Raw genomic sequence first — 25,385 nt, 5'->3', positions numbered from 1 at the left:
CGTGCATTGGGCTGTTTTTTTGTACTTGCAGAAAATGTTTCCAAAAAATGACATATAAACATATTTATATATTTTTTCAAATATTGCATAATGGTAAGCAGGAATATTTACCCAGCGGGTGGAAATAATCCTAAACGCGTTACATAGATAAAGGGAGTGAACTAGATGGAAGTAACAGACGTAAGACTTCGCCGAGTGAATACGGATGGTAGGATGAAAGCGATTGCATCCATTACAATTGACCATGAGTTTGTGGTTCATGATATCCGTGTCATTGACGGAAACAATGGTATGTTTGTAGCAATGCCGAGCAAGCGTACACCAGATGGAGAATTCCGTGATATTGCACATCCGATTTCTTCGACTACCCGTGAAAAAATCCAAGCAGCAGTACTAACAGAATACGACCGCGTAGGTCAAGAGGAAGAGAGCACTATCGAAGCTGGTGCTTAAAAAGTCCTGAACACAAAGCACCCTGTCACTTGCGGCAGGGTGCTTCGGCGTCCGTTAACCATAACATTTTATTAGATCGTTCAAAATAATTTCTCGGTCCATTCCTTCCCCGATGAAGACAGCTACCATTTTCGGCCCGAAATTTTCAAAAGGGAACAGGAGCACCTGATTATCGGTATGTTGAAACGAGATCAGCTCGGGCTTTCCGTGGAACTGGACGTAGCCTTTTGCCCGATAGACATTTTTGGGGAGATCGTACAGAAAGTCCTCGAATTTTTTCGCGTCCACGGGCCCGGTGAATACATAGGAAAACGTTTCGATACTATTGTAGAGAGAGGGGTGGCTTGTTTTTAGGCCAAGGGATTGCTTGAGCCTGTCCATCGTTGACATTCGGCCGATGCTTTTCTGTACGGCAATGGGGCGGCTTGTCTCGTTGCCTGGCGATCGCTCATGAACGGTGCGTTTGACTGACAAAAGCCGGGAGACTTCTATTTCTGCCTGAGCAGTAGCGTGTATGGGTGCAGTCGGATTGATTTCACTGAGCTTTTGACGGACTCGCTCTATGACATCAGGACTAGTCAAATCGGTTTTGTTCAGAAGAAGCAGGTCTGCGTAGCGCACTTGATTTCGAATCGTTTTGACCAGAGTGGCAGTCGAGGAGAATCGTGAGTTGAGGTCGAGAAAACGAGAGGCGTCGACAACACTAATGGTCCCTTTTAACTCCAGTCGATCATACAGCTCAGGATGGGTAATCGTATCGATGACATCGAGTGGATCGGCTACGCCAGTAGTCTCGATGAGGATTCGGTCTGGCGCAATGGTGTTCATAATATCTTTTAAGCCTTCCGTTAGCTCGCCTTTGATTGAGCAGCATATGCAGCCATCGAGCATTTTTTTGACAGGAAAGCCGAAGCCTTGTAATTGTTCCCCGTCGATATCTTCCTCCCCCATTTCATTCATCAAGACGACTACCTTCTGGTCTGTGATGCGCAAATGAGTCAGCCATTTTTGCAAAAGGGTGGTTTTTCCGCTTCCTAAGTACCCAGTCAGCAAGTATACCTCTGCGCTCATCTCATCCTACCTCCTTCAAATAACCCCTTTCGCCCAACAATATATCACATTTCTGTCAGAAAATTAAATGTTGTCTGGCTTGTGTCTAACTACTGGCAATGCAAGGAATCAGGGAGAATCCTGTATCGATTGTCTTGAAATTCACATATGAATTAGGATATAGTCATTGTGGAACTTCTACGATGGAGGGTTGACATGTCTAAGATCCATGCCGTGGTTCTGGCTGCTGGTCAGGGTACACGGATGAAATCGAAGCTGTACAAAGTCCTGCACCCTGTGTGCGGAAAGCCAATGGTTCAGCATGTAGTCGATACGATGGCGTCCATGCAGGTTCAGGATATCGTTGTCGTCGTAGGTCATGGTGCTGACGCTGTCCGTGCCAAGCTAGGCGAGGACGTCACTTATGCACTGCAAGAAGAACAGTTGGGAACGGCCCATGCCGTTTCGCAGGCAGCGCCGTTTTTACAAGATAAAGAAGGCACTACGTTTCTTTTATATGGAGACGTTCCCCTCTTGTCAGCGACTACGTTGTCGGCCTTGCTGACCTATCACGAGGAGCAGCAAGCGGCTGCAACTGTATTAACCGCCGTGTTACCTGACGCAACAGGTTATGGGCGTATCGTGCGCAATGAGGCGGGCGAAGTATTGCGAATCGTGGAACATAAAGACGCTTCGGAAGCGGAACGGGCGATCAGAGAAATTAATACGGGCATATACTGCTATGACAACCGAAAATTATGGAAAGCCTTGGCGGAAGTGAAAAATGACAACGCACAAGGCGAATACTATGTAACAGACGTTGTCGGTATTTTGCGTGATGCAGGTGAAAAGGTAGTGGGGTACGAAGCGATTGACCCAGAGGAAACAATGGGTGTGAACGATCGTGTGCAGCTATCGGAAGCAGAAGCCTACATGAAAAAACGTATTATGACTGGTCACATGCGAAATGGTGTGACAATCATCGACCCAACTTCTACGTACATCGAAACTGATGTGAAGATTGAGGCAGATACCGTGATTCACCCAGGTTCTTTCCTGCGTGGACAAACAACCGTTGGAGCTGATTGTGTAATCGGACCCCAAGCGGATCTGACGAATATGGAAGTAGCGAGTGGCGTGACCATTTCTTACTCGGTGATGGTTGATTCGCGTGTAGAAAGCGATTCTTCTGTCGGGCCATTTGCTTATGTTCGACCAGGATCACAGATTGGAAGCAACGCCAAAATCGGTGATTTCGTGGAATTGAAAAATGCGAAAATTGGTGACGGTACGAAGGTTCCACATCTCAGCTATGTAGGAGATGCGGAAATCGGAGACGGAGTCAATATTGGTTGTGGAACGATTACCGTCAACTACGATGGGGCAGTGAAGCATAAAACAACAGTAAAAGATGGCGCATTCATCGGATGCAACAGCAATCTGGTTGCACCAGTTACAGTTGGACAAAATGCTTATGTAGCTGCAGGATCGACCATTAATCAAGATGTGCCAGATAATGCGCTTGCGATCGCACGTGAGCGTCAAGTAAATAAAATCGATTACGCGAACAAAATGCCTCGCAAGGGCAAAAAGCAATCATAAACGGGAGGTTCTTGAGAAGATCATGGCTAACTACCGCGACCCAAAACTGAAGGTATTTACGTGCAACGCAAACCCGGAACTGGCAAAAGAAATCGCTGAACACATCGGCGTACCACTCGGAAACGCACAAGTAGTGCGCTTTAGTGATGGCGAATGCCAACTCAAACTCAATGAAAGCGTTCGCGGTTGTGACGTATTTGTCATTCAGCCAACATCTGCTCCCGTTAATGAGCATCTGATGGAGCTTTTGGTGATGGTCGATGCATTGAAGCGCGCTTCGGCTAAGAGCATCAACGTGGTCATTCCTTACTACGGTTATGCTCGTCAAGATCGTAAAGCACGTGCACGCGATCCAATCACAGCCAAGCTGGTTGCTAACCTGATCGAGACTGCAGGTGCACAACGTGTGATTACGATGGATCTGCACGCAACACAAATCCAAGGCTTCTTCGATATTCCAGTAGATCATCTGCTGGGTGTGCCTATCCTGGGTAAACACTTCTCTGAAAAAGGTCTGAAAGATATCGTTGTCGTATCTCCAGATCACGGTGGAGTGACCCGTGCTCGTAAATTGGCAGAACGTCTGGAAGCGCCTATTGCCATTATTGACAAACGTCGCCCAGAACCAAACGTAGCCGAAGTAATGAACATCGTGGGTAACATCGAAGGCAAAACAGCGATCATCATCGACGATATTATCGATACTGCTGGAACGATCACACTGGCTGCAAGTGCACTTGTAGAAGCAGGCGCACGTGAAGTATATGCATGCTGCACGCACCCAGTTCTGTCTGGTCCTGCTATTGAGCGTATTGCTAACTCGAAGATCAAGGAACTGATTGTGACTAACTCGATTCCGCTGACAGAAGAACAAATTATCGATAAGATTACCGTTCTTTCCGTAGCGCCAATCATTGGTGAAGCAATCATTCGTGTTCACGAAGAGCTTTCCGTAAGCAAGTTGTTCGATTAATATACAATCCCCTCTTTGGGGGTTGAACTAAACCTCCGATGGACAAGCTAGTGAGGAAACTTTTACTAGCGGTCCGAAGGAGGTTTTTTTGTGGAACAATTACAGGCACAGTCTCGCGAAAAAAAGACAGGCAATGCTGTAAAGGTGCTGCGTAACGAAGGCTGGGTTCCCGGTATTATCTACGGCAGCGAAGTAGGCAATAAGCCGATTCAGGTCAAAGGAAGAGAGCTGGATGCGGCCCTGCGTCAGCAGTCGACGAACAAGCCATTCCGGTTAAGTGTAGACGGGAACACGCATGATGTCATGGTTTATGAGCTGCAACGGCATCCTTTGCAGGGGAACATTTTGCATGCAGATTTTAAGAAGATCAATATGAATGAAAAAATACACACGTCTGTCCCTGTCCTCATGACAGGAGATCCGGAATTGGGTGTAGCTACCCTTGTCCGCCACAGTGTGGAAGTAACTTGCTTGCCAGGCAATATACCAGAATCGTTCCTAGTCGATGTCGACGGGTTCAACATCGGGGATGTCGTGTTGGTAGGGGATTTGACAGTCCCGCCAGGAGTGGAGCTGGGGCTTGATTCCACGGAAGTGTTGATCAGTGTCCTGCCAGTTAAGGCCAAGTCCGAAGAATCGATTGATGCGGAGCAAGAAGCAGAAGCAGTGGCTGAAAAAGCAGGAACCGCGAACGAATAAAATAGAGCATGAAAAAGCAGGGCGAGGTGATTTCATCTCTGCCCTTTTCCTTTTGTTCACGTGACCATTGGAGTACAATGGGAAGAGAGTAGGAGGGAATAAGCGTGAAAGTCATAATTGGATTGGGTAATCCCGGCAAAAAATATGAAGACACCAGACATAATGCTGGCTTTATGGCCATAGATAAGATTAGCGACAAATGGGGAATTCCTGTTACACAAAACAAGTTTCGCGCACTCGTGGGCGAAGGCCGAATCGAGGGCGAGAAGGTGTTGCTGGTGAAGCCACAGACGTACATGAATCTCTCCGGTGAATCGGTTGCGGAAGTCCTGAAGTTTTACAAGCTCATTCCGGACGATCTCGTCGTCATCTACGACGATCTTGATTTGCCGACCGGGCATCTTCGTCTGCGGGAAAAAGGCAGTGCTGGTGGGCACAACGGCATCAAGTCGATGATTCAGCATTTGGGCACACAGGAGTTTAAACGAATCAAGGTCGGAATCAGTCGTCCTGAACCAGGGCGGAGCGTCAGCGACTATGTTTTGAATACGTTTCCAGTGGTGGAAAGAGCCGACATTCAAGAAGCGGTGAGCTTGGCTGCTGATGCATGCGCTATGTGGACAAGAGAGTCGTTTTTAAAGGTCATGAACCATTTCAACAGCTTGAAGAAGTAGTATGATTTCCCACCCATTCGTCCATACTAACCGATAGGAACAGTATGGGGGTGGTATGTGCATGAGCATACGCTATACATGTCGTTGCTGCGGCATGAAGATTGCAGAATTTGACGAATCGCAAGTAACAGAAGCGCAACTCGGGTTTGATTCCTTGACCCCGGAGGAACGTGCTCTTATAATATCGAGAGAACAAAGTGGAGATACGGTCGTCAGCATCACGTGCGACTATTGCCGTGAAGCGCTGATTCAGCATCCAGAGCTTTCGCTAGTCGGAAACCCACTTCAATAAGTGGATACGCATTAGGGAGGCTTGCACTGACAAGGCCTTAGCTTGGGGAGCTAAGGCTTCTTTTCGCATGGCTGACCTGCGGTTGTTGTGAGCGTAAGCGAAGCTCTGATTTTAGTTGACAGAAGAATTAGAGAGGGGATTAGTGAATGCAAGTCATCATTAACCCGATGAAACAGGACACGAACGTCGGGACAATCGTGGCTGGTTTGGAGAAGGGGCTACATGAGCAGCTTGTCTCTGGCTTAGCTGGTTCCGCCCGGCAAGTATTGATGGCGTCATTGCAACAAATGGCAGATCGTCCGGTCTGTGTAGTGACGCATAACATGTACCAAGCACAAAAAGTATACGAAGATTTGATCGAGTTGGTTCCCTCTGATCAGGTGTTGCTTTATCCCGGTAATGAGCTGATTGGCTCTGAGCTTGCTATTGCCAGCCCTGAAATGCTGGCGCAGCGAATTCATGTATTCAACCGTCTGGCCCAAGGCTTTACGGGTTTTTTGGTTGCCCCTTTTGCTGGCTTGCGTCGCTTGGTCGTTCCCCCGCAAGTATGGAAGGAAGCGCAGATTCAGTTATCCGTCGGTAATGAGCTCGATATCGAGTCCTTTTTGCTCCGATGTATTGAGCTTGGCTATGAGCGAGTGGACATGGTTGAGCGCAAGGGAGAAATGAGTATTCGCGGTGGAATTATCGACTTGTATCCGATCGATTCGGAGTGGCCAGTGCGGATTGAGCTTTTTGATGTAGAGATCGACTCGATTCGTACGTTTGACATGCTCTCCCAACGGTCATTGGAATCGGTCCAGACATATATTCTTGGTCCAGCAAAAGAAATGATTGCTTCGACTCCGTTATTGCAGGAATCAGCTGTTCGCTTAGAACAAAAGCTGGGAGAAACCCTCGCCAATTTGAAGGATGGGGCTGCCAAGGAAAAAGTTATGGAGCGAATCGGCTCTGATGCAGAGAGAATGAAGCAGGGACAGCGTTTTGCACAGCTGTATTCGTACATCTCTGTCATTTACCCGACGGGTGATACATTGTTGTCCTATATGCCTTCCGATACCTTGCTGCTCGTTGATGAGCCTTCCCGTGTGCTGGATACGGCAGCGCAACTGCAAAAAGAAGAAGGGGAATGGCTGACGGGACGCATCATCCAGGGCGAATATATGTCCAATCTCAGCCTGTCGCGCACGTACGACGAGATCGTGTCGACGAAAAAGCGTCAGATCGTTTACCTCTCCCTATTTTTGAGACAATCACCAAAGACCCAGCCGCAAAACATCGTAAATCTGACTTGTCGTACCATGCAAAACTTCCATGGACAGATGAACGTACTGAAAACAGAGCTGGCCCGTTGGAAGAAGTCCCAGGATCAGATCGTCTTTGTCGCAGCTGATTTGGAGCGTGCGAAGCGACTGGAGCGTGTCCTGCATGACTACGAAATGGAAGCGGATGTTTTGACAGAAGCAGTCGAGACAGTACCTCCGGGGCGTCCTACGATCATTTTAGGAAACCTCCAGACAGGCTTTGAGCTTCCCCTAAACAAGCTGGTTGTTATTACGGAAGGTGAAGTGTTTACCGCGAAACAGCGCAAGGCGCGCAAAGTTCAGCAGACGATGAACAACGCGGAGCGTATCAAAAACTATCTCGAGCTTAAGCCCGGTGATTTCGTCGTGCACGTGAATCACGGGATTGGAAAATACCTTGGAATTGAAACCAAAGAAATTCTCGGAATTCATAAAGATTACCTTCATATTCAATACGCAGCAGGAGACAGTCTGTTTGTTCCGATTGATCAAATCGACCATGTGCAGAAGTACGTGGCGAGTGAAGAGGCACAGCCGAAGATTTACAGCTTGGGCGGCAGCGAGTGGAAACGCGTCAAAAACAAAGTCCAGTCGTCTGTAAAGGATATCGCCGAAGATTTGATCAAGCTGTACGCAGCCCGCGAATCTGCTGTCGGTCACACATTCTCTCCCGACACGACAGAGCAGCGTGAATTTGAGGCGATGTTCCCGTATCAGGAAACACAAGACCAGCTCCGCGCGATTTCGGAAGTGAAAGCGGACATGGAGCGCAAACGCCCGATGGATCGCCTCGTTTGTGGGGACGTAGGTTACGGGAAGACTGAGGTTGCGATTCGTGCTGCCTTCAAGGCTGTCATGGACGGAAAACAGGTAGCCGTTTTGGTTCCAACTACGATTCTGGCGCAGCAGCATTACGAGACGTTCCGTGAGCGTTTTGCGGAATATCCGATCCGCGTGGAGGTATTGAGTCGATTCCGTTCGCGTAAGGAGCAGAATGCCACACTAAAAGGACTAAAGGAAGGCACAGTCGATGTCGTCATCGGTACGCACCGTCTACTTTCCAAAGACCTGACATTCCGCGAGCTTGGTCTGTTAATCGTGGACGAGGAGCAGCGCTTTGGTGTGAGCCACAAGGAAAAGCTGAAGCAGATCAAAACGAATGTGGATGTTATGACTCTGACCGCTACGCCGATTCCACGTACCTTGCACATGTCGATGCTCGGTGTGCGTGATTTGTCAGTCATCGAAACGCCGCCAGAAAATCGTTTTCCGGTGCAGACGTATGTGATGGATTACAGCCCTGCTCTCGTTCGCGAAGCGATTGAGCGTGAGATGGCTCGTGATGGGCAAGTGTTCTTCCTCTACAATCAAGTACAGGGAATCGAACAGATGGCGGAGCAGATTTCGATGCTCGTTCCTGACGCACGCATCGCTGTAGCGCATGGACAGATGAACGAAAGCGAGCTGGAAGGCGTCATTCTCGACTTTTTGGAAGGGAATTTTGACGTATTGGTCAGCACGACGATCATTGAGACCGGGGTGGACATCCCGAACGTCAATACGCTGATTATTTACAATGCAGATAAAATGGGCTTGTCTCAGCTGTATCAGCTGCGTGGACGTGTAGGTCGTTCCAATCGAATTGCGTACGCATACTTTACGTATCAACGGGACAAGGTGCTGACAGAGGTAGCGGAAAAACGTCTGCAAGCCATCAAGGAATTTACCGAGCTCGGCTCTGGTTTCAAGATCGCGATGCGAGACTTGTCCATTCGTGGAGCGGGTAATTTGCTGGGCGCGGAGCAGCATGGTTTTATTAATACGGTTGGTTTCGACTTGTATAGTCAGATGCTGAAAGAAGCCATTGATGAGCTGAAGGGCGAAGTCAAACAAGAAATTGTCACACCTGTGGAGATCAACCTGCAACTGGATGCCTATATTCCGTCGATGTACATTACGGACAGCCGACAAAAAATCGAGATGTACAAAAAGTTTGTCGCGGTGTCTACCTTGGAAGACGTCGACGATTTGGCAGAGGAGCTGCTAGACCGTTTTGGACCAGTTCCGAAGCCGGTTGATAATCTGTTGACCATTTCCCGTTTGCGTGTGTATGCCTTGAAGCACCACATCACCGAAATTAGCCAGAAGAATCCAGACGAGATTAAATTGTTACTGCACCCTAGTCAGAACAACAATATCGATGGTGGAGCGCTGTTTGCACTTACCAGTAACTGGAGCAAGAGGGTTGGGCTGTCGGGTGGACAACAGATCACGATTGCTGTTAAAGTAAAGGGGTTAAAAGAAGATGAGGGCGTGCAGTTGGTTGAAAAGCTGCTGCGTCAATTTCACCAGGTGCGAAGAGACACCGGTACGGAGAGCCCTGTGTCTTAACTGACAAAGTGGGCTTGCCTGAGAAGGGAGAACCTTATTTATGAAACGTTCTGTAGCGATTCTATCTTCGGCTGTTCTGGTCGTGGCACTCATGACTGGTTGCGGTGGAAAAGCAGAAGAAGCGAAACAAGACTCAAAAACTCCAGCGAATCAGACAGATGGCAGCAATCAAGCTGCTAATGATCCTTTGGTACAATTCCCTAAACTCACTCTGCCTTACGCAGCAGACCAGAAAGCGGTCATTGTGGAGTATCAAGGAGGAACTGTAACAGGAAAAGAGTTCGAAGAGTTCCTGCGTGTCATTAACTTCATGAACCCACAACAAGGTACCATGATTGAAATGGCTGATAGCAAATCACTGAAGGCTTTTGCTCGTGAGTTCACAGCCACCAAGGTTTTGGCTAGCCGTTCCGACGACGCTATGAAAAAAGAGTCTAAAGAACTCGCTGAGAAAACTTTCGAGAAAATCAAAACACAGTACATGAGCTTTTTGGGCAAGGATGAAGCTCAGTTCAACAAGCTCATGGATGGCCAAGGCGTAACCAAAGACATGATCATCAATCAGATGGACTTGATCAACCAGTCCATCAATGTGATGAAAAAGAATATCGACGATGCTACGCTGAAGCAAACCTATGATCAAATGGACAAAGCTTCTCGTACCGTTGCTTCTGTTCGCCACATCCTGATCTCTACCGAAAAGCGCACACCAGAAGAGGCGTTGAAAATCTCCAACGACTTGGAAGCGCGCCTGAAAAAGGGTGAAGACTTCGCGAAGCTGGCAACAGAGTTCACAGATGACCCAGGCAGCAAGCAGTCTGGGGGCTTGTACGAAAATGCGGATGTAACGCAATGGGTACCAGAATTTAAAGAAGCATCCCTGACACAAAAAGTCGGTGAAGTTGGACCGCCAGTAAAAACTAATTTTGGTTACCATATTATTAAGGTCGAGAATCGCAAAGAAAAGACCTTCGATGAGATGAAAGAACAGCTCCGCGCGAGTTCTTTGGAGAAAGCGTACGATACTTTCGCCAAGACCGAGCTGGACAAGCTCATTACGAAATTCAACATCCCGCAGTCCAAAAATGATGCTCCAGCAAAAAAATAAGAAGTCCGAAGAAAACAGGGAATTCGTTTCCCTGTTTTTTCGTTTTCTCGCATATTCTTCAAACGTGGGCAAATACTATTATCACTCGCTACCACCCGGGGGAGAGTAATTGAAGTAACTGGCAAAAATTGATACCATCACCCATAGTTAAAATTAGAATTTGAGGAAAAAATACAACCAACCACCATCTATTCACTACCCACTTCTTACGGGAAAGCGAGGCAACAAGACATGAAAGCAACTGGTATCGTTCGTCGAATTGACGACCTCGGTCGGGTCGTGATTCCTAAGGAGATTCGTCGTACACTGCGCATTCGTGAGGGCGACCCGCTTGAGATTTTTGTGGATCGTGACGGAGAAGTCATTCTCAAAAAGTATTCACCGATTGGAGAATTGGGTGATTTTGCAAAAGAGTACGCCGACTCTTTGTATGAAAGCATGAATCATACCGTACTGATTTCAGACAGGGATACTGTCATTGCTGTGGCAGGGGCCTCCAAAAAGGAATACTTGGAGAAACCAATTGGTAGCATTGTTGAGAAATGCTTGGAGGAAAGAAAGACCAGACTGGAGAAAAACGCAGGCTCTTATGAAATTTGTCGTGATTTGAACGAGACGATGGGCTCGTTCGTCATCGCACCGATTGTTGCAGGAGGCGATCCAATCGGGTCCGTGATCCTCCTCAACAAAAACGAGTCAACGAAGATGAGTGATTTGGAGATCAAAATGTCGGAAACAGCGGCCGGTTTCCTGGCAAAGCAGATGGAGCAGTAAGATCGCTCAGCAAAAACAGCCTCGTACCCCGGGGCTGTTTTTCTTGTGCCCATGGCCTTGTGGTATAATGAACGAAGTTTTAGGTTGGAGAGGAGAAATTTCACTCACATGGGTCAAGAAAAAGCTTCCGTTCAATTTGTGAAAGGCGCGGCGATACTTGGAATTGCCGGTCTTGTCTCCAAGCTTTTAGGCGCTGTATACCGCATCCCATACCAAAACATTGCCGGAGATATCGGCTTGTACGTATATATGCAAGTATACCCGCTGTATACCGCGTTGTTGATTCTAGCGACGGCGGGTTTCCCCATTGCCATTTCTAAGATCGTCTCCGAGCGCGTCGCTGTCGGTGATGCGATCGGGGCACGCAGGGCGTTTCGAGTAGCCAGTATATCGCTGGTCGTTCTCGGGATCTTTTTCTTCTTACTGTTATATGGAGGGGCACCTATTATTGCCAGTATGATGGGTGATGAGCATTTGATTACTCCGCTCCGAGCGGTAGCTTGGTCACTGCCATTGGTACCGATGGCTGCGATCCTGCGCGGCTATTTTCAGGGGCATCAAAACATGATGCCGACTGGCGTCTCTCAGGTTGCTGAGCAGTTCATTCGCGTGATTTTCATTCTGGTTGCTGCATTCTGGGCGATGAACGTGTATCAGGACCCTTACCTGGCAGGTACAGGTGCCGTTTTCGCTGCTTTTCCAGGTGCCATTGCAGCAATTCTCGTCTTGCTTTGGTATTGGAGAGCGGACAAGAAGATGGGGCAGCTGTCCATGGGTAAGGTTCAGCAATCATCCGTGCAACCGTGGACCAATCGTCAAATACTTCGTCATCTCTTGACCTATGCCGTTCCGATTTGTATGGGTGCACTGGTTCTGCCGCTTGTTCCGCTTGTAGACTCGATGACCGTCGTCAATATACTGCAATGGAGCGGGACCCCAGAGGACTTGGCCAAGCTTTTGAAGGGTGCATTTGACCGTGGTCAACCACTCATTCAGTTTGGTACGTTTTTTGCCACGTCCTTGTCGCTGGCGTTAGTGCCTGCGATCAGTGAAGCTGTTGCCCAGCGTCAGCATCAATTGATCTCTCATCGTTCCGAAGTGGCGATTCGACTGACATTCCTGTTGGGATTGCCTGCTTCCTTTGGACTTGCTCTGTTGGCGGAGCCGATCAACGTCATGCTCTACGGAGATAGCAACGGTACCGAGGCCCTCGCTGTACAGTCCTTCACGATTATTTTCGCCACGGTGAGCATTGCTAGCGCGGGAATTTTGCAAGGCTTGGGGCGTGTAATGCGACCTGCCCGCAACCTGTTTATTGGTGTATTGGTGAAGCTCATCCTCAATCTGGCACTCGTCCCGTTCTGGGGTATCTCTGGTGCAGCAGTGTCCACCGTTTTAGCTTATTTGGTTGCCATGGGACTAAACGTTTTAGCGGTAATCAAATACACGGGAGCAAACATTGGATTCCGTCAAACAGTGAAAAAGCCATTTGTGTCTGTCGTTGTGATGTCGATTGTCGTGCTGATTGTGGAGTGGCTCGCTAATACAGTGCTGGCCAGTGCCGGACTTTCCAATCGCTTGTTCTATACGCTGGTAGGCTTGATTGCTGTCGCTCTAGGAGCCTTGTTCTATTTGCTGGCGCTTTTGAAAACGGGTGGACTCACGAGAAGTGATATTCAATTTTTGCCAAAAGGAAAGCGAATTGCTTCGCTGTTAACGAAATACAAGCTCCTCCCAGCGGCGAAGGCGAGAATGAACGAAAAGGAGGCGTGACAAGTGGAAATGAAGAATAAGACCATTACCGTAGTCGGTCTTGGGGCCGGAGATTTGGACCAGCTTCCTTATGGCATCTATCGTACGCTCAAAGCTGCCAAACAGCTGTATTTGCGCACGAAAGAGCATCCGGTCGTAGCCGAGTTGATCGCAGAAGGCATCATGATTGAGTCCTTTGACGATGTATATGAGCAGCATGATACGTTTTCCGATGTGTACACCGATATTGTAGAACGGCTTTTTTCAGGGGTAAACGAAGCGGGCAGCCTTGTCTATGCCGTACCAGGTCATCCTTTGGTGGCGGAACGTACCGTGCAGTTGTTGCTAGCAGAGGGACCAAACCGTGGCGTAGAAATCGAAATTGGCGGTGGACAGAGCTTTATCGATCCGTTGTTTGCCCGCCTACATATCGATCCGATTGAGGGATTCTCTCTGCTGGATGGGACGGCGCTCGCTGCTCATCAAGTATCACCGGGTCTGCACACGATTATCGCGCAAGTGTACGATGCGTTTGTGGCCTCTGATGTGAAGCTGACCTTGATGGAAGTGCTGCCGGATGATTACGAGGTGACGGTAGCGACAGCCGTAGGGGTAGCGGGACAAGAAATCATTGAGACAGTCCCGCTGTATGAACTGGACAGACTCGATCATTTCGGGAATTTGTCCCTGGTGTATGTACCGCCGACGAAAGACGAGAAGGTGTCGTACCGCCAATTCTCCTACTTGAAGGAGATTGTTGCGATCCTGCGCAGTCCGGATGGATGCCCGTGGGATCGCGAGCAAACACATCAAAGCATCCGCAAAAACTTGATTGAAGAGACGTACGAGGTTTTGGAGACGATTGACGACGAGGATCCAGATGCGATGTGTGAGGAGCTGGGGGATTTGTTGATGCAAATCATGCTCCATTCGCAGATGGCAGCCGAAGACGGATATTTTTCGGTAGATGATGTTGTCGCGACGTTGAATGAAAAGCTAGTTCGTCGCCACCCGCACGTATTCGGGGAAAAGAGCGCGAATGATTCCGAGGAAGCGCTGGCGAATTGGCAGGAGATCAAATCACAGGAAAAAGCAGCAAAAGGCATCGATGTAACGGCTCAATCACAGTTGGCGGGAATACCGCGCGACTTGCCAGCACTAATGTATGCGTACAAGCTGCAGAAGAAAGCAGCCCAAGTCGGCTTTGACTGGGACGATATTGCAGACGTGTACAAAAAGGTAGAAGAGGAATACCACGAACTACAAGAAGCATCAGAGGAAGAACGAGCTGGCGAGTTGGGTGATTTACTATTTGCGGTAGTCAATCTGGCGCGTTTCCTCGGGCTCGATCCGGAGGAAGCCCTCGCATTGACCAACAACAAGTTCAAGAAGCGCTTTTCCTATATTGAAGGCAAGCTGCAAGAAGCGGGTCGTACCTTTGAGCAGACGGACCTGCAAGAAATGGACAAATGGTGGGAGGAAGCCAAACATGAGACTTGATAAATACTTGAAAGTGTCTCGACTGATCAAGCGGCGCACGCTCGCAAAAGAAGTGTGCGACAAACAGCGTGTGGAAATCAACGATCGCCCAGCAAAGGCATCCAGTAATGTGAAAATCGGCGACAAGCTGGCGATCCGTTTCGGACAAAAAATCGTTTCGGTAAAAGTAGAGGATATCAAAGAAAACCCACGCAAAGAAGAAGCGGCTTCACTGTATACCGTCATCGGCGAAGTTCCCGTTCCGCGTGATGAAAAAGAAGAAGACGCCTACCTCAAAGGGTAATGTGCATACGAACAGAGACTGCCGGGATGGCAGTCTTTTTTTAGGCTTTTTTTAAACGAAGGGATATAATGGGAGTACTTGAGGGTATTTCCGAAGGGATGTGTGCTGTATGCAACAAAACGGGGTTCGAACGGGTTACTTTTTGTCCATTTCGCTTCTGTTATCATCTATCCTATACTTTTTTGCTTCGAACTGGCCGCTTATGGTCAGGGAACAAAAGATCGGCGTCAGTGTGGCAATCCTCGTTCTTTTTTATTTATTATCCTATGGACTGCGTTTTATCAAACGACATTCGTTTTTGAGCAATTGGCTTCTGGTGGCTGGAGGCTTGGCTTTTGGCACCAGTGTGGCATTGTTGGGGCAAATATACAATTCACATGCCGACAGCTATATGCTGTTCGTCGTATGGCTCATACCGAATTTGCTGTTCGCGATTTTCACGCGCTATCAGCCATTCTATGTCATCAGCTATGTCCTTGCTCATTTGGCGATTTATTTCTTTCTCCATCCATCCGTCATTCATGTAGCGCGTGAAGACGAGTGGTGGTTCATGATTTTTTGGTTGATTGCGTTGGGGAATATGGTTCTGTTCTGGTTAACCTCTACGGGGAAATGGCATTCCAAGCCGATTTACTATTTGTCGTTTCTGACGTTTTCCCTCAGTCTTTTCGGTTCATCCTTCACCGAAGTGTATGGTCCGCTCCCTGAGCTTTTATATGTCCTGACGGGCGGGATTCTGTTTGTCACGTTTTTAAAATGGGTGCCAAGTCGCGGGCTTCTGATTGTGACGGCATCGTTGCTCGCGCTGTTTGTGCTCGCTAATTTCATATCCTATATGGTGCAATATTTCTCAGAAAGCTTCTTTGTTTTCATGCTGCTGCTGACTGTACTCATTGTTTGGGGGGCGGTTGCAGGGATTAATTGGCTGCGCAAGGAATCAGCGCATCAAAAAAGCAAATGGGTTGTGTTTTTTCAAGAGGCATTCACGGTTCTCATCACAACCATTGCCGCATCCATTGGAGCCAGTTCAATAGCAGGTCTGCTTTTTCTGATCATTCAAGACGAAGTGGTTATTGATTTACTGTTTTTCCTTTCATTAATTGGCTTTATTGGCCCTGTGGTGTTTATGAGCAGGATGAATACAACGGTACGATATACGCTGCTCACAATGGGGTATCTATTGGGTGTCGGTTCTATTCTCTTTTTAGAAGGAGCTTATTGGATCGTTTTCCTGTTGGTACTGTTATACGTGTGGAAAGCTGTCTCAGCCATTCCGGCGCGGCTTTTGACACAGTTGACCTTTTTAGTCGTCCTCGCTACGAAGCTGGATGAGTACCTGCCTTCCTTTGAATATGTGCTCGTAATCATCTTTGCTATGCAGATGGCGATGCATTACGTAAAGCAATTGCCAGTCGTTTTGCAAAACAGCTCGTTGGTGTACGCCTTACTCTCGCTTTTGATCCTGACGGAGAAAAGCTTTCAATCAGGCTCCATGGATGTGGTCGTGAATCTGGCTTTTTTCGCAGTCAGCACGTATTTGTTGTACCGGACATTGCATCAGCAAAATAGGGTGAGATTTGGAATCGTGCTCGGTTTCTGGTTTGCCTTTCTCCTCATGAAGTACTACGACATGCTATGGAGCTTGCTGCACAAGTCACTGAGCCTGCTTTTGCTCAGCCTGGTGTTTTTCGTTGCTACCTTGTGGTGGGATCGAAGGGCGAAAATCGAGTGGCCAAAAAGCGAACCGTCCCTTTTTGTGAGAAAAGCGCTTGTATTGCTTCCTGTCATTTTGCTGCAATTTGCTTTGATTGGCTATCAAGTATGGAGCAGTGAGACGATCCTGGCCAACGGAAAAACGGTGAAGCTGGAGCTGGTTCCAATCGATCCGCGTTCGTTGCTGCAAGGGGATTACGTCAGACTTGGCTACACCATATCTGCATTGGACCAAGAACAGGTTGACTCAGGGGATAAGATTCGTGTCGTACTCCGTCAACAAGCAAATGGCTTGCACAGCTACAGTGGCTATTATGAGCTCAATGGTCGATGGAATCGGGCCTACGAACCTCAGCCATCGGATGTGATCATTAATGGAAGCACAATCGGTGGAAATCGAGTGGAATACGGCATAGAAAGCTATTTTGTCCCGGAAGGAACCGGACTTGAAGTGGAGCGGAATGCCAAATACGCTATTGTGAAAATTGGCGAGAGAGGCGATGCCATTTTAGAGAGCCTGTCGAACCAGTAGATATTTCAAAAGAAGCAGCTGCCTGTGTCATCGGGCAGCTGCTTTTGCGTGAGGAAAATCATTCGTTACCAGTCTGTAACCCTTTCCTGCCGAACATTTCCTATCATAGTAGGGAACTTTAGATAAGGAGGCGTTACCGTTGAACAAAAGCGTAAACAAAGGGATCTCAGTGCTGCTAGCCACTGCGGTACTGGCAAGTCCAGTGATGCTCGAGCCAAAAGCGGCTTATGCTCTCTCTATCGAGGATGTTTCTGCAGACAGTACACGTGTGGACGAGGAAACAGAATATACGATTGAGTTTGAAATCAATAAGGACCTATCATCAGGCGACAGTATTTTCGTTAGGTTCCCATCTGACTATTCAGTGGATAAAAAATTAAAAAAATCGGACGTCAAGCTGGAAGATGATGACGATGACAAAATTTCGATCGACAGCGTATCCGTAAGCAAGAATGTGGTCGAGATCGAAGTCGATGAAAAGATCAGAAAAGGCACTGTGCTTACACTAACCATTGATAATATCACCAACCCGGAAGACAAGGGCAGCTACGAGATCGAAGTGAAAACAAGTGCGGAGACCAGCTACAAGGGCGAAAAGATTACGATCAGCAAATCTTCGAGCAGTAGCAGCAGTAGTAGCAAGGGTGACTTCGAGGCTTCTCCTAGCAGTAAAAATGCTGAGGACTCCATCTCCTTAACGCTCGGAAAATTTAATCTCAGCTCAAAAAGCAAGCTGAAAGAGGGAAAATACATTTATGTCAATTTCCCCTCCAAGGACATGCTGCCAAAGAGTATCAGCAAATCTGATGTGAAGGTAAACGGGTACAAACCGGATTACGTCTCGATTCTCGACAGCGACTCGATTCGGATTGAGATCCCTAGCGGTGCAGACGGAGATAGCTACATAAAGCTGGAGTTTACCTCTTCCGCGGGAATTGTAAACCCATCGAAACCAGACAAGTACTATTCGTATGAAATCGAATATGACAGCAAAGAATACAAGTCAAAAGATGTAGAGATTACAAACACAAGCAGTACGCCATTCACCGTTTCTTTGTCGGATAGTGCAGCGGGAGCGCGTACGAGCTATACATTTGACGTGGATCTTTCCAACAAGCTGGGGTCGAACGCAGAAATCGAGGTCGAATTCCCAAATGGAGTAACCGTTCCACCGGTTCTTACCAGTAACAGCGTCACCGTCAATGGCGCACAAGTGACGAATGTAAGCGTGTTGGGGAATAAGGTTTATTTCCGCACACCCTACGGATTCACTAGTACGAATCGCGCGAGCATCAAGTTTGCATTCGAAGGCTACTTGACCACTCCGAGAACAGCGGGAACTTATACCGTTACGGCCAAGATCGACAACAAGACCTATAAGTCGAAGGAATTTCAAGTTTCCGGAGTGACTCCACCAGTCGCGGTGGATAATACATTGGCAACGGTTGGGCTGACGAGAGCCACTGCCTCTACTCCTGCTGGTATTTCAATCGGCATCAAAGCTATGGGTGCTCCGATTGTTCGTAATCAGGGCTTCATTGAAGTCGTACTCCCAGTGGGCTTCCGTGTTCCAGCTTACTTGCCAGCGAACACAGTAACGGTGAACGGTGTGGCCGCTAGCTTTGTTGGTGTACGCGGACAAAATCTGATTATTATTCCTGCCCAGGATATTCCGGCAAAAACAGTAGCTCAGGTCAATATCGCCGAGACAGCTGGCATTGTGAATCCGGCTACTCCTGGTGTGTACAGCATTGGCGTCTACAACTCCGAGGAGAGAGGCCTGCTCTTCTCCCGTCCGGCGACCATCGTGGCTCTGAATGGTGTGAGCTTCAAGCAGAGCGTCGCTTCCTTTACGAAGGCTGGTAAAACAACCGGACTCGCAGTGGCACCGTATACCGTAAATGGCAACACGTTAATGCCAACTACGTTTTTCCGTGATGCCCTCGGGTTTTCGATCAGCTACACCAAAACAACGGCAAAAGTCGTGAGCGGCAATACGGTCATGCAATTCAAGGTCGGTTCAAACGTAGCGACCATCAATGGCAAGAATGTAACGTTGCCTGCAGCGGTTCAGTTGAAAAACAACGTTCCTACCCTGCCTCTGAAAACCATCACGGAGCGTACCGGTTACAAAATCATCTACGTGAACGGGAACTACACCGTTTACAAGTAAAGATAGTGAGACGAAACCCCGTATTTATACGGGGTTTTCTTTTGTGTATGGACCGTTTTTGTTCTAACAGGACATCCCTCCCCATACGATAGTACAAGAAGGGTACGTGAGGAGGGAGTAATCATGAACGATCACACGAGACGGCCACGTCATGAAGTCGTGATGATTAATCGTCGCAGCTTAGCGATTTCGGGAGTAAAAAACGTCGAAAGCTTTGACAGCGAAGAATTCCTCTTGGAGACGGACGGCGGCTTTTTAACCATACGAGGCCAAAACCTGCATATGAAAAATCTGAGTCTGGAAACCGGAGAAGTAGCGATCGAGGGGCTCGTTCACGAGATGGCCTATTTGGAGCAAGGGCAGGCCGGCGATCGGTCGAGAGGATTCTTCGGCAAGTTATTCAAGTGAACATCGTCATCCAGTTGCAGACGGTATTGGCCATGTCGACGTGTGGTGCACTGATGGGTATGGGATTTGATACGTACCATGTATTTAAGGGCAAGGCCAGACTGCCACTCTGGTTGGTCTTTTTCTTTGATATCCTTTTTTGGGTGGGCAGTATGGGCGTTGTCTTCTTAGTTTTGGTGAAAGTGAACGACGGGATCATTCGGTTTCCGATATTTTTTGGAATGATATTTGGCGCGTGGCTATATTTCTTATTAGGTAGTAAGAAGTATATCCTTTTCTTGCACCGCGTGATAAAATTCTGTCAGTGGTTTTACCGTACGGTCGTAAAAATTATAGACATCCTGCTAGTACGTCCTGTGCTCTTTCTTTTCCGAGTGATCATCATGGTGTTGACATTTTTGTATTCCGTGTTGCTCGCGATCCTCGGCTTTTTGTGGAAAGTGACGCGTTTTGTCACCTCTCCTTTTGCCAGATGGGGTCAACATTTGGGGAAAAAAATGTACGGAAAAACAACAGGATTTTGGACCAATTGGAAGAATTGGTTTCACTCAAAGAGAAAGCGGGAGTAGATTCGAGGTGGCGTACTGATGAAGGAATCAAGAACCTCTTCCATTAACCGAAAAGGGCAAAGAAGGAGAATGCGTCTCTTTTTCTTTGTGATCCTGTGCTTTTTCGTCTGGACTAGCTATACCTTGTTTTTGCAAAGTGGTGAGTTGTCCAAGAAGGAGACAGAGCTGGAAGTCTTGAAGCAAGAATCAGCGGTCTTGCAGCAAAAGCAAGACGATCTGACCTATGAAGCAAGTCGGTTAAACGATCAGGAGTACTTGGCAGAGCTGGTACGTAAGAGAATTTTGTTTACCAAGCAAGGCGAAAGCATCTATATGATTCCGGATTGAGTATACAGCTGATCTTCATCTAGAGAGACATTCCGCGTCGGAGTGTTTGTTCATCTTCCAGGCGATGTGACCGGACTGGTGCATATTAGTGAAATTGCTGACGTCTACGTCCGGGACATCCATCCATTTTTAAAAATAAGTCTTCGTGAGGCAAGATCAGCCACCCCGCTATCAGCGGGAACAGTCCCTCTTGAAGAAAAGCGTAGAGAAAAAGGGCCGCAGTCGGCCTTTTTTAATTCGGAAAATTATGACTTTTCTTTCTTTGTGGAAAGTGTATTTTGAAAGTAAAAATAGGAAGGTCATTTCAAAGTCTTGACGAATACAGTATCCTAAGCCCGTTTCGCAAAGCGCGAATCACCTGTCAGCCGACGTTATCCGCCATAACGTCGGTTTTTTTTGTCCATTTGCGTTACTGAATTTGTCGCACGATTCCGTGAATATTCATTGGATTTTTGACAAATTTTACAATGCCCCCTCCGTATAATGGAGAAACACATTGACCAAGAACGGGGTGGAGCGAAATGATTGCGAACAAAAACGTAACACAAGCCGGACATGCTTGGACGCGGCAAGTGTCCGATCGAATGGGTACCACTGCCCAGACGTGGGGAGAAAAAGTAGCAGATATCATAGAGAAGTGGAATGTTCTCCCCATCCTTATGGGCTTCTTATTAGGACGAGCTCTGATCGTGGAGGAGCTAACTCCCTTTGCTATACCGTATTTCATTGTCATGTTTTATATTCGTCGAGATTGTTTGCTTGTCACGGGGATGGCTCTTATTATCGGTGCTTTTACCCAGTCAGTGCCAGTTGGACTGGAAACCTCCTTGAGCGTGATTCTTGCTCTCTTTGCCTGCAAACTGATGAATAAAATGCGTAAGAAAGATTTTTCACGGACGCCTTTGCTGGTTGTTGGGACGATTTTCATCAGCCGTCTGTTGTATGCGGTTCTGACCAATCAAGTAACGACTTACGAGCTCGTGATGGTAGCAGTAGAAGCGATCCTTGGTTTTGTGCTGACGCTCATATTCATTCAGTCCTTATCGATCATTCATTTGGCGAAGCCTTATGAGCCTCTCAAAAATGAAGAGATCGTTTCGTTAGTCATTTTACTGGCTTCCCTGATGACGGGTACTGTGGATTGGATGGTCGAAGGCATTTCGATGGAGCATGTACTTTCACGCTATTTGCTGCTCATCTTTGCTTTTGTCGGTGGTGGCACGATCGGTGCGGCTGTTGGCGTGGTCACAGGTCTCATCCTCAGTCTGGCTAATGTGAGTGCTCTTTTACAAATCAATCTGCTTGCTTTTTCCGGTCTTTTGGCAGGCCTGCTGAAGGAAGGCGGCAAAGTGGGCGTATCCGCAGGCTTATTAATCGGTACGGCTATTCTCGCGATTTACGGTGGAGCAGAAGAGACACTCTACTTCTCCTTGATCGAAACCTCCCTGGCCATTGTGCTCTTCATTCTGACCCCTGCTGCTCTTTGGAAAAAAGTAGCCAGATTTATCCCCGGGACTCCCGAGAATCTACAATCCCATCAAGAATATATGCGCCGAGTTCGCGATGTGACGGCGGGCAAAATCCAGCAATTCTCCGACTTGTTTACGCAACTTTCCCATAGCTTTGCCCAGACAGCCGATCCTGAGGAAATAGAAGAACAGGCTGATGCCTTTCTAAGCCGTGTATCTGAATTCACCTGCCAAAAATGCTGGAAAAAAGAACAATGCTGGGAAAAAGATACACAATCGACCTATGAGGGCATGCGCTTTTTAAGGGAAAAAGTGTACGAGCACGGTACATTGGCTGGCGTTACTCCGCCCCGTGATTGGGAGCGCAAGTGTGTCAAAACAGAGAAGGTCATGACTGTGATGGAGCAGGAATACGATCGCCAGCAATCGTTTGACCAACTGAAAAAGCAGATAAAGGAAAGCCGAATGCTCGTAGCTGACCAGCTATCTGGAGTCTCTCGGGTCATGAGTGATTTTGCCCGGGAAATACAGCGAGAGGGAATGGAGCTGAGCTTTCAGGAAAAGCAGGTCTCACAAGCATTGGAGGGCTTGGGTCTGTCGGTACGCCGCGTAGAAATACACAGCTTGGAAGAAGGGAAGGTCGATATCGAAATCAGTCAGCCGACTTGCTATGGCCGTGATGAATGCGCGAAGATCGTGGCCCCCATGCTCACGGAGATACTGGGAGAAAACATTGTGGTTCGCGAGCGGCATTGTGAAGCACAAAAAGACGGTTCATGCACGATGTGCCTTGCTTCCGCCAAAACGTATGAGATCGATATCGGGATTGCGGGTGCAGCCAAAGACGGCAAGCTACTATCTGGTGACAGCTTCCGAACGATGGATTTGGGGAATGGAAAAATGGCGCTGGCGATCAGCGATGGAATGGGAAATGGCGAGCGAGCATCCATAGAGAGTCAATCCGCCCTTGATATGCTCCAGCAGCTTCTGCGTTCTGGCATGGACGAAAAAATTTCGATCAAAACCGTTAATTCCGTGCTCGCTCTGCGCTCCAAGGAGGAAATGTTCGCGACGGTGGACTTAGCTCTGATCGATTTGCAAACCGCTCATACCCGTTTTGTAAAAATCGGCTCCACCCCGAGCTTTGTCAAAAGAAATAAAGATGTCATCACGATTACCGCCAACAACCTGCCAGTTGGGATTTTGGAAGAAATCGAGGTGGATGTCGTATCTCGTATGCTCAAGCCAGGTGATTTGCTCGTCATGATGTCCGACGGCATCTATGAAGCGCCGCGCCATATTGAAAACAGGCAAGCGTGGATGAAGCGAATCATTAGCGAACTGGAGACGAATGATCCACAGGAGGTCGCTGATTTACTATTGGAAAAAGTCATTCGCCAGCATTCCGGACAAATTGTTGATGACATGACCGTGTTGGTGGCGCGAATTGACCGCTTTGTACCACAGTGGGCTGCCATCGCGGTACATGGCATGGAGAAGCTGGAGCGTCCACGGATTGTGAGTTAGGGGTATGTTTTCTCTATTACCCGTCGATACTGTTGCTAAAAATATCCTGCGAAGTGAAGTGGATGAACGTTCGCTACACGGAGCTGGGACTGACAAAACAGATCGAATGGGGAGATTATTGTGAAAGAAGCGACACTTCGTCAAATACTGGTAGTGACAGACGGCTGCTCCAACTCGGGGATGAGTCCCGTTGCTGCGGCGGCACTGGCAAGGGAGCAAGGAATTACGGTTAATGTGATTGGCGTAATCGACAAGAGTGAGCTGGGTGAGAAAGGGGAGAAGGAAATCAGGGATATTGCGGAAGCAGGAGGTGGACTCTGCGACATCGTGTACCCCCAACAGCTTGCGCAAACGGTACAAATGCTGACGCGAAAAGCAATGACGCGCACTATTCATCAAGTGGTCAATAAAGAATTAAAAGAGATTTTGGGCGATTCCGGAATAGAGGAGCTGGCACCCGATAAAAGAGTGCAGGTTGCCGGAATGGTTGACGAGTTGGGTGAAAAAAGCAGCTTGAACGTCGTGATGCTGGTCGATACCTCAGGAAGTATGAAGCCAAAGCTGTCGGCTGTTCAGCAAGCGATTCACGATTTCAGTATCAGTCTGCATTCACGGAGTGGCCATAGCAGAATGGCGGTCGGTTCATTTCCGGGGAAACAAAAGCATCTCGATATCCGCATTCCGTGGACAGAAAAGGTCGAGCAGGCCCATCAAATTACGAGTGATTTGGCGATGAGTGGAATTACTCCTACAGGCCCCGCCATCGTAGAGGCAATTGCTCTGTTTGAGCAGGACAAGCTCCCACGCTCGCTGCAAGATCGTTACATCGACCAAGACGATGAGGACGACTCGAACGGAATGCTGCGTGACCATGTCTTTTAAGGCAGCCACCCCCGACCTGCCCAAACACTTTACGGGCAAATGGAACAAAAAATCGTACCACGTCCTACGGGAGTTGGGGCGTGGTGCAAACGGGACCGTGTACTTGGTATCCCAAGGTGGCGTACAGCGCGCGGTTAAGGTCGGTGTGGAAGGCATGGATATTTTAATGGAAGTGAATGTGTTGAAAAGCACACAGCAGGGGCGGGATTCCAGAGTGGGACCGCTCCTGTGCGACGTGGATGATCTCGTTGTAAACGGGAAGGCCTGTACGTTTTATGCGATGGAGTATCTTCAAGGCTTGCAACTGGATGAATATATCAAGCAAGAGGGTACGGACTGGGTGGCCGTGATGATGGTTCAATTGCTGGCGCGGCTGGATGTTTTGCATCAGCATGGCTATATTTTTGGCGATTTGAAACCGCAGAATGTGATGGTTACTCAAACGGACAAGCAGGTACGCTTGATTGATTTCGGTGGAGTGACCAAGCTGGGCAATGCGGTTCGGCAGTTTACAGAAGAGTATGATCGAGCTTTTTGGCACGCAGGTGATAGACGGGCTGAAGTAAGTTATGACCTGTTCTCGACAGCCGTGATGATGGTGCGTCTGACGGTTGGACCGGAAACGTGGAAAAACAGCCATGGTGACCCACGTCACACGATATTACTCTGTGATATAATACGAAAAAGTGACAGCCTGTACCCTTACCGGGAGCCTCTATTGAAGGCTTTTCACGGTAAGTTTGCGACCGCGAAGGAAATGCGAGCGGAGCTGTTGGCAGTCTTGCGAGATAGCATGGCCGCCAAACCGCAAAAGTCGCAAAAGAAAGCGCGGGCGAAAGGGAATGTAGGCGCGGGCATTAGCGGTCTTTTTGTCGCCTCGTTACTCCTATTGGCTGGTACTTTGTATTACGCATGGTTTATGTGAAGGAT

21 protein-coding genes and 1 pseudogene are annotated in these 25,385 nt (G+C 48.1%); 21 read left to right on the top strand and 1 reads right to left on the bottom strand.

From position 1 onward, the window contains the following. Positions 1 to 165 precede the first annotated feature (165 nt). Positions 166 to 453 carry a septation regulator SpoVG gene (spoVG, locus tag ODZ53_RS25380; protein WP_007719936.1) on the top strand — a complete coding sequence of 96 codons (288 nt, stop codon included), beginning with the start codon at positions 166 to 168 and terminating at the stop codon, positions 451 to 453. A gap of 54 nt (positions 454 to 507) precedes the next feature. On the opposite strand, the gene ODZ53_RS25375 is transcribed toward spoVG, so the two are convergent. After that, a complete protein-coding gene (locus tag ODZ53_RS25375; protein WP_372680915.1) occupies positions 508 to 1,524 on the bottom strand; it encodes a CobW family GTP-binding protein in 1,017 nt (338 codons plus the stop codon). Between the two features lie 195 nt (positions 1,525 to 1,719). Between ODZ53_RS25375 and glmU the strand changes: the two genes are divergently transcribed. From glmU to ODZ53_RS25275, 20 genes and pseudogenes are all read left to right on the top strand, one after another. Beyond that, on the top strand, positions 1,720 to 3,105 hold the full coding sequence (gene glmU / locus ODZ53_RS25370) for a bifunctional UDP-N-acetylglucosamine diphosphorylase/glucosamine-1-phosphate N-acetyltransferase GlmU (RefSeq protein ID WP_199928653.1): 1,386 nt from the start codon (positions 1,720 to 1,722) through the stop codon (positions 3,103 to 3,105). Between the two features lie 22 nt (positions 3,106 to 3,127). After that, on the top strand, positions 3,128 to 4,078 hold the full coding sequence (locus ODZ53_RS25365; RefSeq protein ID WP_007726399.1) for a ribose-phosphate diphosphokinase: 951 nt from the start codon (positions 3,128 to 3,130) through the stop codon (positions 4,076 to 4,078). A 90-nt stretch (positions 4,079 to 4,168) separates the two neighbouring features. Beyond that, a complete protein-coding gene (locus ODZ53_RS25360) occupies positions 4,169 to 4,777 on the top strand; it encodes a 50S ribosomal protein L25 (protein ID WP_064202231.1) in 609 nt (202 codons plus the stop codon). A gap of 104 nt (positions 4,778 to 4,881) precedes the next feature. Next, on the top strand, positions 4,882 to 5,451 hold the full coding sequence (pth, locus tag ODZ53_RS25355) for an aminoacyl-tRNA hydrolase (RefSeq protein ID WP_372680912.1): 570 nt from the start codon (positions 4,882 to 4,884) through the stop codon (positions 5,449 to 5,451). A 61-nt stretch (positions 5,452 to 5,512) separates the two neighbouring features. Next, positions 5,513 to 5,743 (top strand): anti-sigma-F factor Fin, encoded by a 231-nt coding sequence (locus tag ODZ53_RS25350; RefSeq protein WP_007726431.1) that lies wholly within the window; start codon positions 5,513 to 5,515, stop codon positions 5,741 to 5,743. A gap of 146 nt (positions 5,744 to 5,889) precedes the next feature. Beyond that, positions 5,890 to 9,438: a transcription-repair coupling factor gene (gene mfd / locus ODZ53_RS25345; RefSeq protein WP_064202229.1), complete on the top strand. Its 3,549-nt coding sequence runs from the start codon at positions 5,890 to 5,892 to the stop codon at positions 9,436 to 9,438. Positions 9,439 to 9,478: 40 nt separating this feature from the next. Next, positions 9,479 to 10,546, top strand: coding sequence for a peptidylprolyl isomerase (locus ODZ53_RS25340; protein WP_173605672.1), 1,068 nt, complete (start codon positions 9,479 to 9,481; stop codon positions 10,544 to 10,546). A 231-nt stretch (positions 10,547 to 10,777) separates the two neighbouring features. Next, positions 10,778 to 11,320, top strand: coding sequence for a stage V sporulation protein T (gene spoVT / locus ODZ53_RS25335; RefSeq protein WP_012683876.1), 543 nt, complete (start codon positions 10,778 to 10,780; stop codon positions 11,318 to 11,320). Positions 11,321 to 11,428: 108 nt separating this feature from the next. Beyond that, positions 11,429 to 13,093 (top strand): putative polysaccharide biosynthesis protein, encoded by a 1,665-nt coding sequence (locus ODZ53_RS25330; RefSeq protein ID WP_372680908.1) that lies wholly within the window; start codon positions 11,429 to 11,431, stop codon positions 13,091 to 13,093. A gap of 9 nt (positions 13,094 to 13,102) precedes the next feature. Further along, positions 13,103 to 14,572, top strand: coding sequence for a bifunctional methyltransferase/pyrophosphohydrolase YabN (gene yabN, locus ODZ53_RS25325; protein WP_372681066.1), 1,470 nt, complete (start codon positions 13,103 to 13,105; stop codon positions 14,570 to 14,572). After that, the gene (locus tag ODZ53_RS25320) at positions 14,562 to 14,855 is read left to right on the top strand and encodes an RNA-binding S4 domain-containing protein (protein WP_012683879.1); all 294 of its coding nucleotides are present in this window, start codon (positions 14,562 to 14,564) and stop codon (positions 14,853 to 14,855) included. Before yabN ends, ODZ53_RS25320 begins: the two co-directional genes overlap by 11 nt. Before the next feature lie 109 nt (positions 14,856 to 14,964). After that, positions 14,965 to 17,100, top strand: coding sequence for a GDYXXLXY domain-containing protein (locus ODZ53_RS25315; protein WP_372680906.1), 2,136 nt, complete (start codon positions 14,965 to 14,967; stop codon positions 17,098 to 17,100). 139 nt (positions 17,101 to 17,239) lie between these two features. Next, positions 17,240 to 19,273, top strand: coding sequence for a copper amine oxidase N-terminal domain-containing protein (locus tag ODZ53_RS25310; protein WP_372680904.1), 2,034 nt, complete (start codon positions 17,240 to 17,242; stop codon positions 19,271 to 19,273). Positions 19,274 to 19,396: 123 nt separating this feature from the next. Then, entirely contained in the window at positions 19,397 to 19,681 is a 285-nt protein-coding gene (gene yabP, locus ODZ53_RS25305) for a sporulation protein YabP (protein WP_007726414.1), read from the top strand. Next, on the top strand, positions 19,678 to 20,250 hold the full coding sequence (gene yabQ, locus ODZ53_RS25300) for a spore cortex biosynthesis protein YabQ (RefSeq protein ID WP_016740925.1): 573 nt from the start codon (positions 19,678 to 19,680) through the stop codon (positions 20,248 to 20,250). The genes yabP and yabQ overlap by 4 nt, the downstream gene beginning before the upstream one ends. Before the next feature lie 18 nt (positions 20,251 to 20,268). Next, positions 20,269 to 20,577: an FtsB family cell division protein gene (locus tag ODZ53_RS25295; RefSeq protein ID WP_064202221.1), complete on the top strand. Its 309-nt coding sequence runs from the start codon at positions 20,269 to 20,271 to the stop codon at positions 20,575 to 20,577. Positions 20,578 to 20,619: 42 nt separating this feature from the next. Next, positions 20,620 to 20,713 (top strand): annotated as a pseudogene (locus ODZ53_RS25290) (RNA-binding protein S1); the annotation flags it as partial. Positions 20,714 to 21,098: 385 nt separating this feature from the next. Further along, positions 21,099 to 23,573, top strand: a complete 2,475-nt coding sequence (spoIIE, locus tag ODZ53_RS25285; protein WP_372680901.1) for a stage II sporulation protein E — start codon at positions 21,099 to 21,101, stop codon at positions 23,571 to 23,573. A 120-nt stretch (positions 23,574 to 23,693) separates the two neighbouring features. Next, entirely contained in the window at positions 23,694 to 24,455 is a 762-nt protein-coding gene (locus ODZ53_RS25280; protein ID WP_012683887.1) for a vWA domain-containing protein, read from the top strand. Next, complete coding sequence (locus tag ODZ53_RS25275) at positions 24,412 to 25,380, top strand: serine/threonine protein kinase (protein WP_372681064.1); 969 nt, start codon at positions 24,412 to 24,414, stop codon at positions 25,378 to 25,380. The genes ODZ53_RS25280 and ODZ53_RS25275 overlap by 44 nt, the downstream gene beginning before the upstream one ends. Positions 25,381 to 25,385: the final 5 nt, after the last annotated feature.

It is taken from the genome of Brevibacillus sp. BD137 (genome assembly GCF_041644655.1).
Classification (GTDB): Bacteria; Bacillota; Bacilli; order Brevibacillales; family Brevibacillaceae; genus Brevibacillus; species Brevibacillus brevis_D.
Note: the sequence above shows the minus strand (reverse complement) of the source record. Positions and strands in the feature narration are given on the sequence as shown.

What these genes read in the sequence shown, in the direction of transcription:
- spoVG (WP_007719936.1), top strand. Translation starts at nt 166, where the DNA reads ATGGAAGTAACAGACGTAAGACTTCGCCGAGTGAATACGGATGGTAGG.
- ODZ53_RS25375 (WP_372680915.1), bottom strand. Translation starts at nt 1,524, where the DNA reads ATGAGCGCAGAGGTATACTTGCTGACTGGGTACTTAGGAAGCGGAAAA.
- glmU (WP_199928653.1), top strand. Translation starts at nt 1,720, where the DNA reads ATGTCTAAGATCCATGCCGTGGTTCTGGCTGCTGGTCAGGGTACACGG.
- ODZ53_RS25365 (WP_007726399.1), top strand. Translation starts at nt 3,128, where the DNA reads ATGGCTAACTACCGCGACCCAAAACTGAAGGTATTTACGTGCAACGCA.
- ODZ53_RS25350 (WP_007726431.1), top strand. Translation starts at nt 5,513, where the DNA reads ATGAGCATACGCTATACATGTCGTTGCTGCGGCATGAAGATTGCAGAA.
- mfd (WP_064202229.1), top strand. Translation starts at nt 5,890, where the DNA reads ATGCAAGTCATCATTAACCCGATGAAACAGGACACGAACGTCGGGACA.
- ODZ53_RS25340 (WP_173605672.1), top strand. Translation starts at nt 9,479, where the DNA reads ATGAAACGTTCTGTAGCGATTCTATCTTCGGCTGTTCTGGTCGTGGCA.
- spoVT (WP_012683876.1), top strand. Translation starts at nt 10,778, where the DNA reads ATGAAAGCAACTGGTATCGTTCGTCGAATTGACGACCTCGGTCGGGTC.
- ODZ53_RS25330 (WP_372680908.1), top strand. Translation starts at nt 11,429, where the DNA reads ATGGGTCAAGAAAAAGCTTCCGTTCAATTTGTGAAAGGCGCGGCGATA.
- yabN (WP_372681066.1), top strand. Translation starts at nt 13,103, where the DNA reads ATGAAGAATAAGACCATTACCGTAGTCGGTCTTGGGGCCGGAGATTTG.
- ODZ53_RS25320 (WP_012683879.1), top strand. Translation starts at nt 14,562, where the DNA reads ATGAGACTTGATAAATACTTGAAAGTGTCTCGACTGATCAAGCGGCGC.
- ODZ53_RS25315 (WP_372680906.1), top strand. Translation starts at nt 14,965, where the DNA reads ATGCAACAAAACGGGGTTCGAACGGGTTACTTTTTGTCCATTTCGCTT.
- yabP (WP_007726414.1), top strand. Translation starts at nt 19,397, where the DNA reads ATGAACGATCACACGAGACGGCCACGTCATGAAGTCGTGATGATTAAT.
- ODZ53_RS25295 (WP_064202221.1), top strand. Translation starts at nt 20,269, where the DNA reads ATGAAGGAATCAAGAACCTCTTCCATTAACCGAAAAGGGCAAAGAAGG.
- spoIIE (WP_372680901.1), top strand. Translation starts at nt 21,099, where the DNA reads ATGATTGCGAACAAAAACGTAACACAAGCCGGACATGCTTGGACGCGG.
- ODZ53_RS25275 (WP_372681064.1), top strand. Translation starts at nt 24,412, where the DNA reads ATGAGGACGACTCGAACGGAATGCTGCGTGACCATGTCTTTTAAGGCA.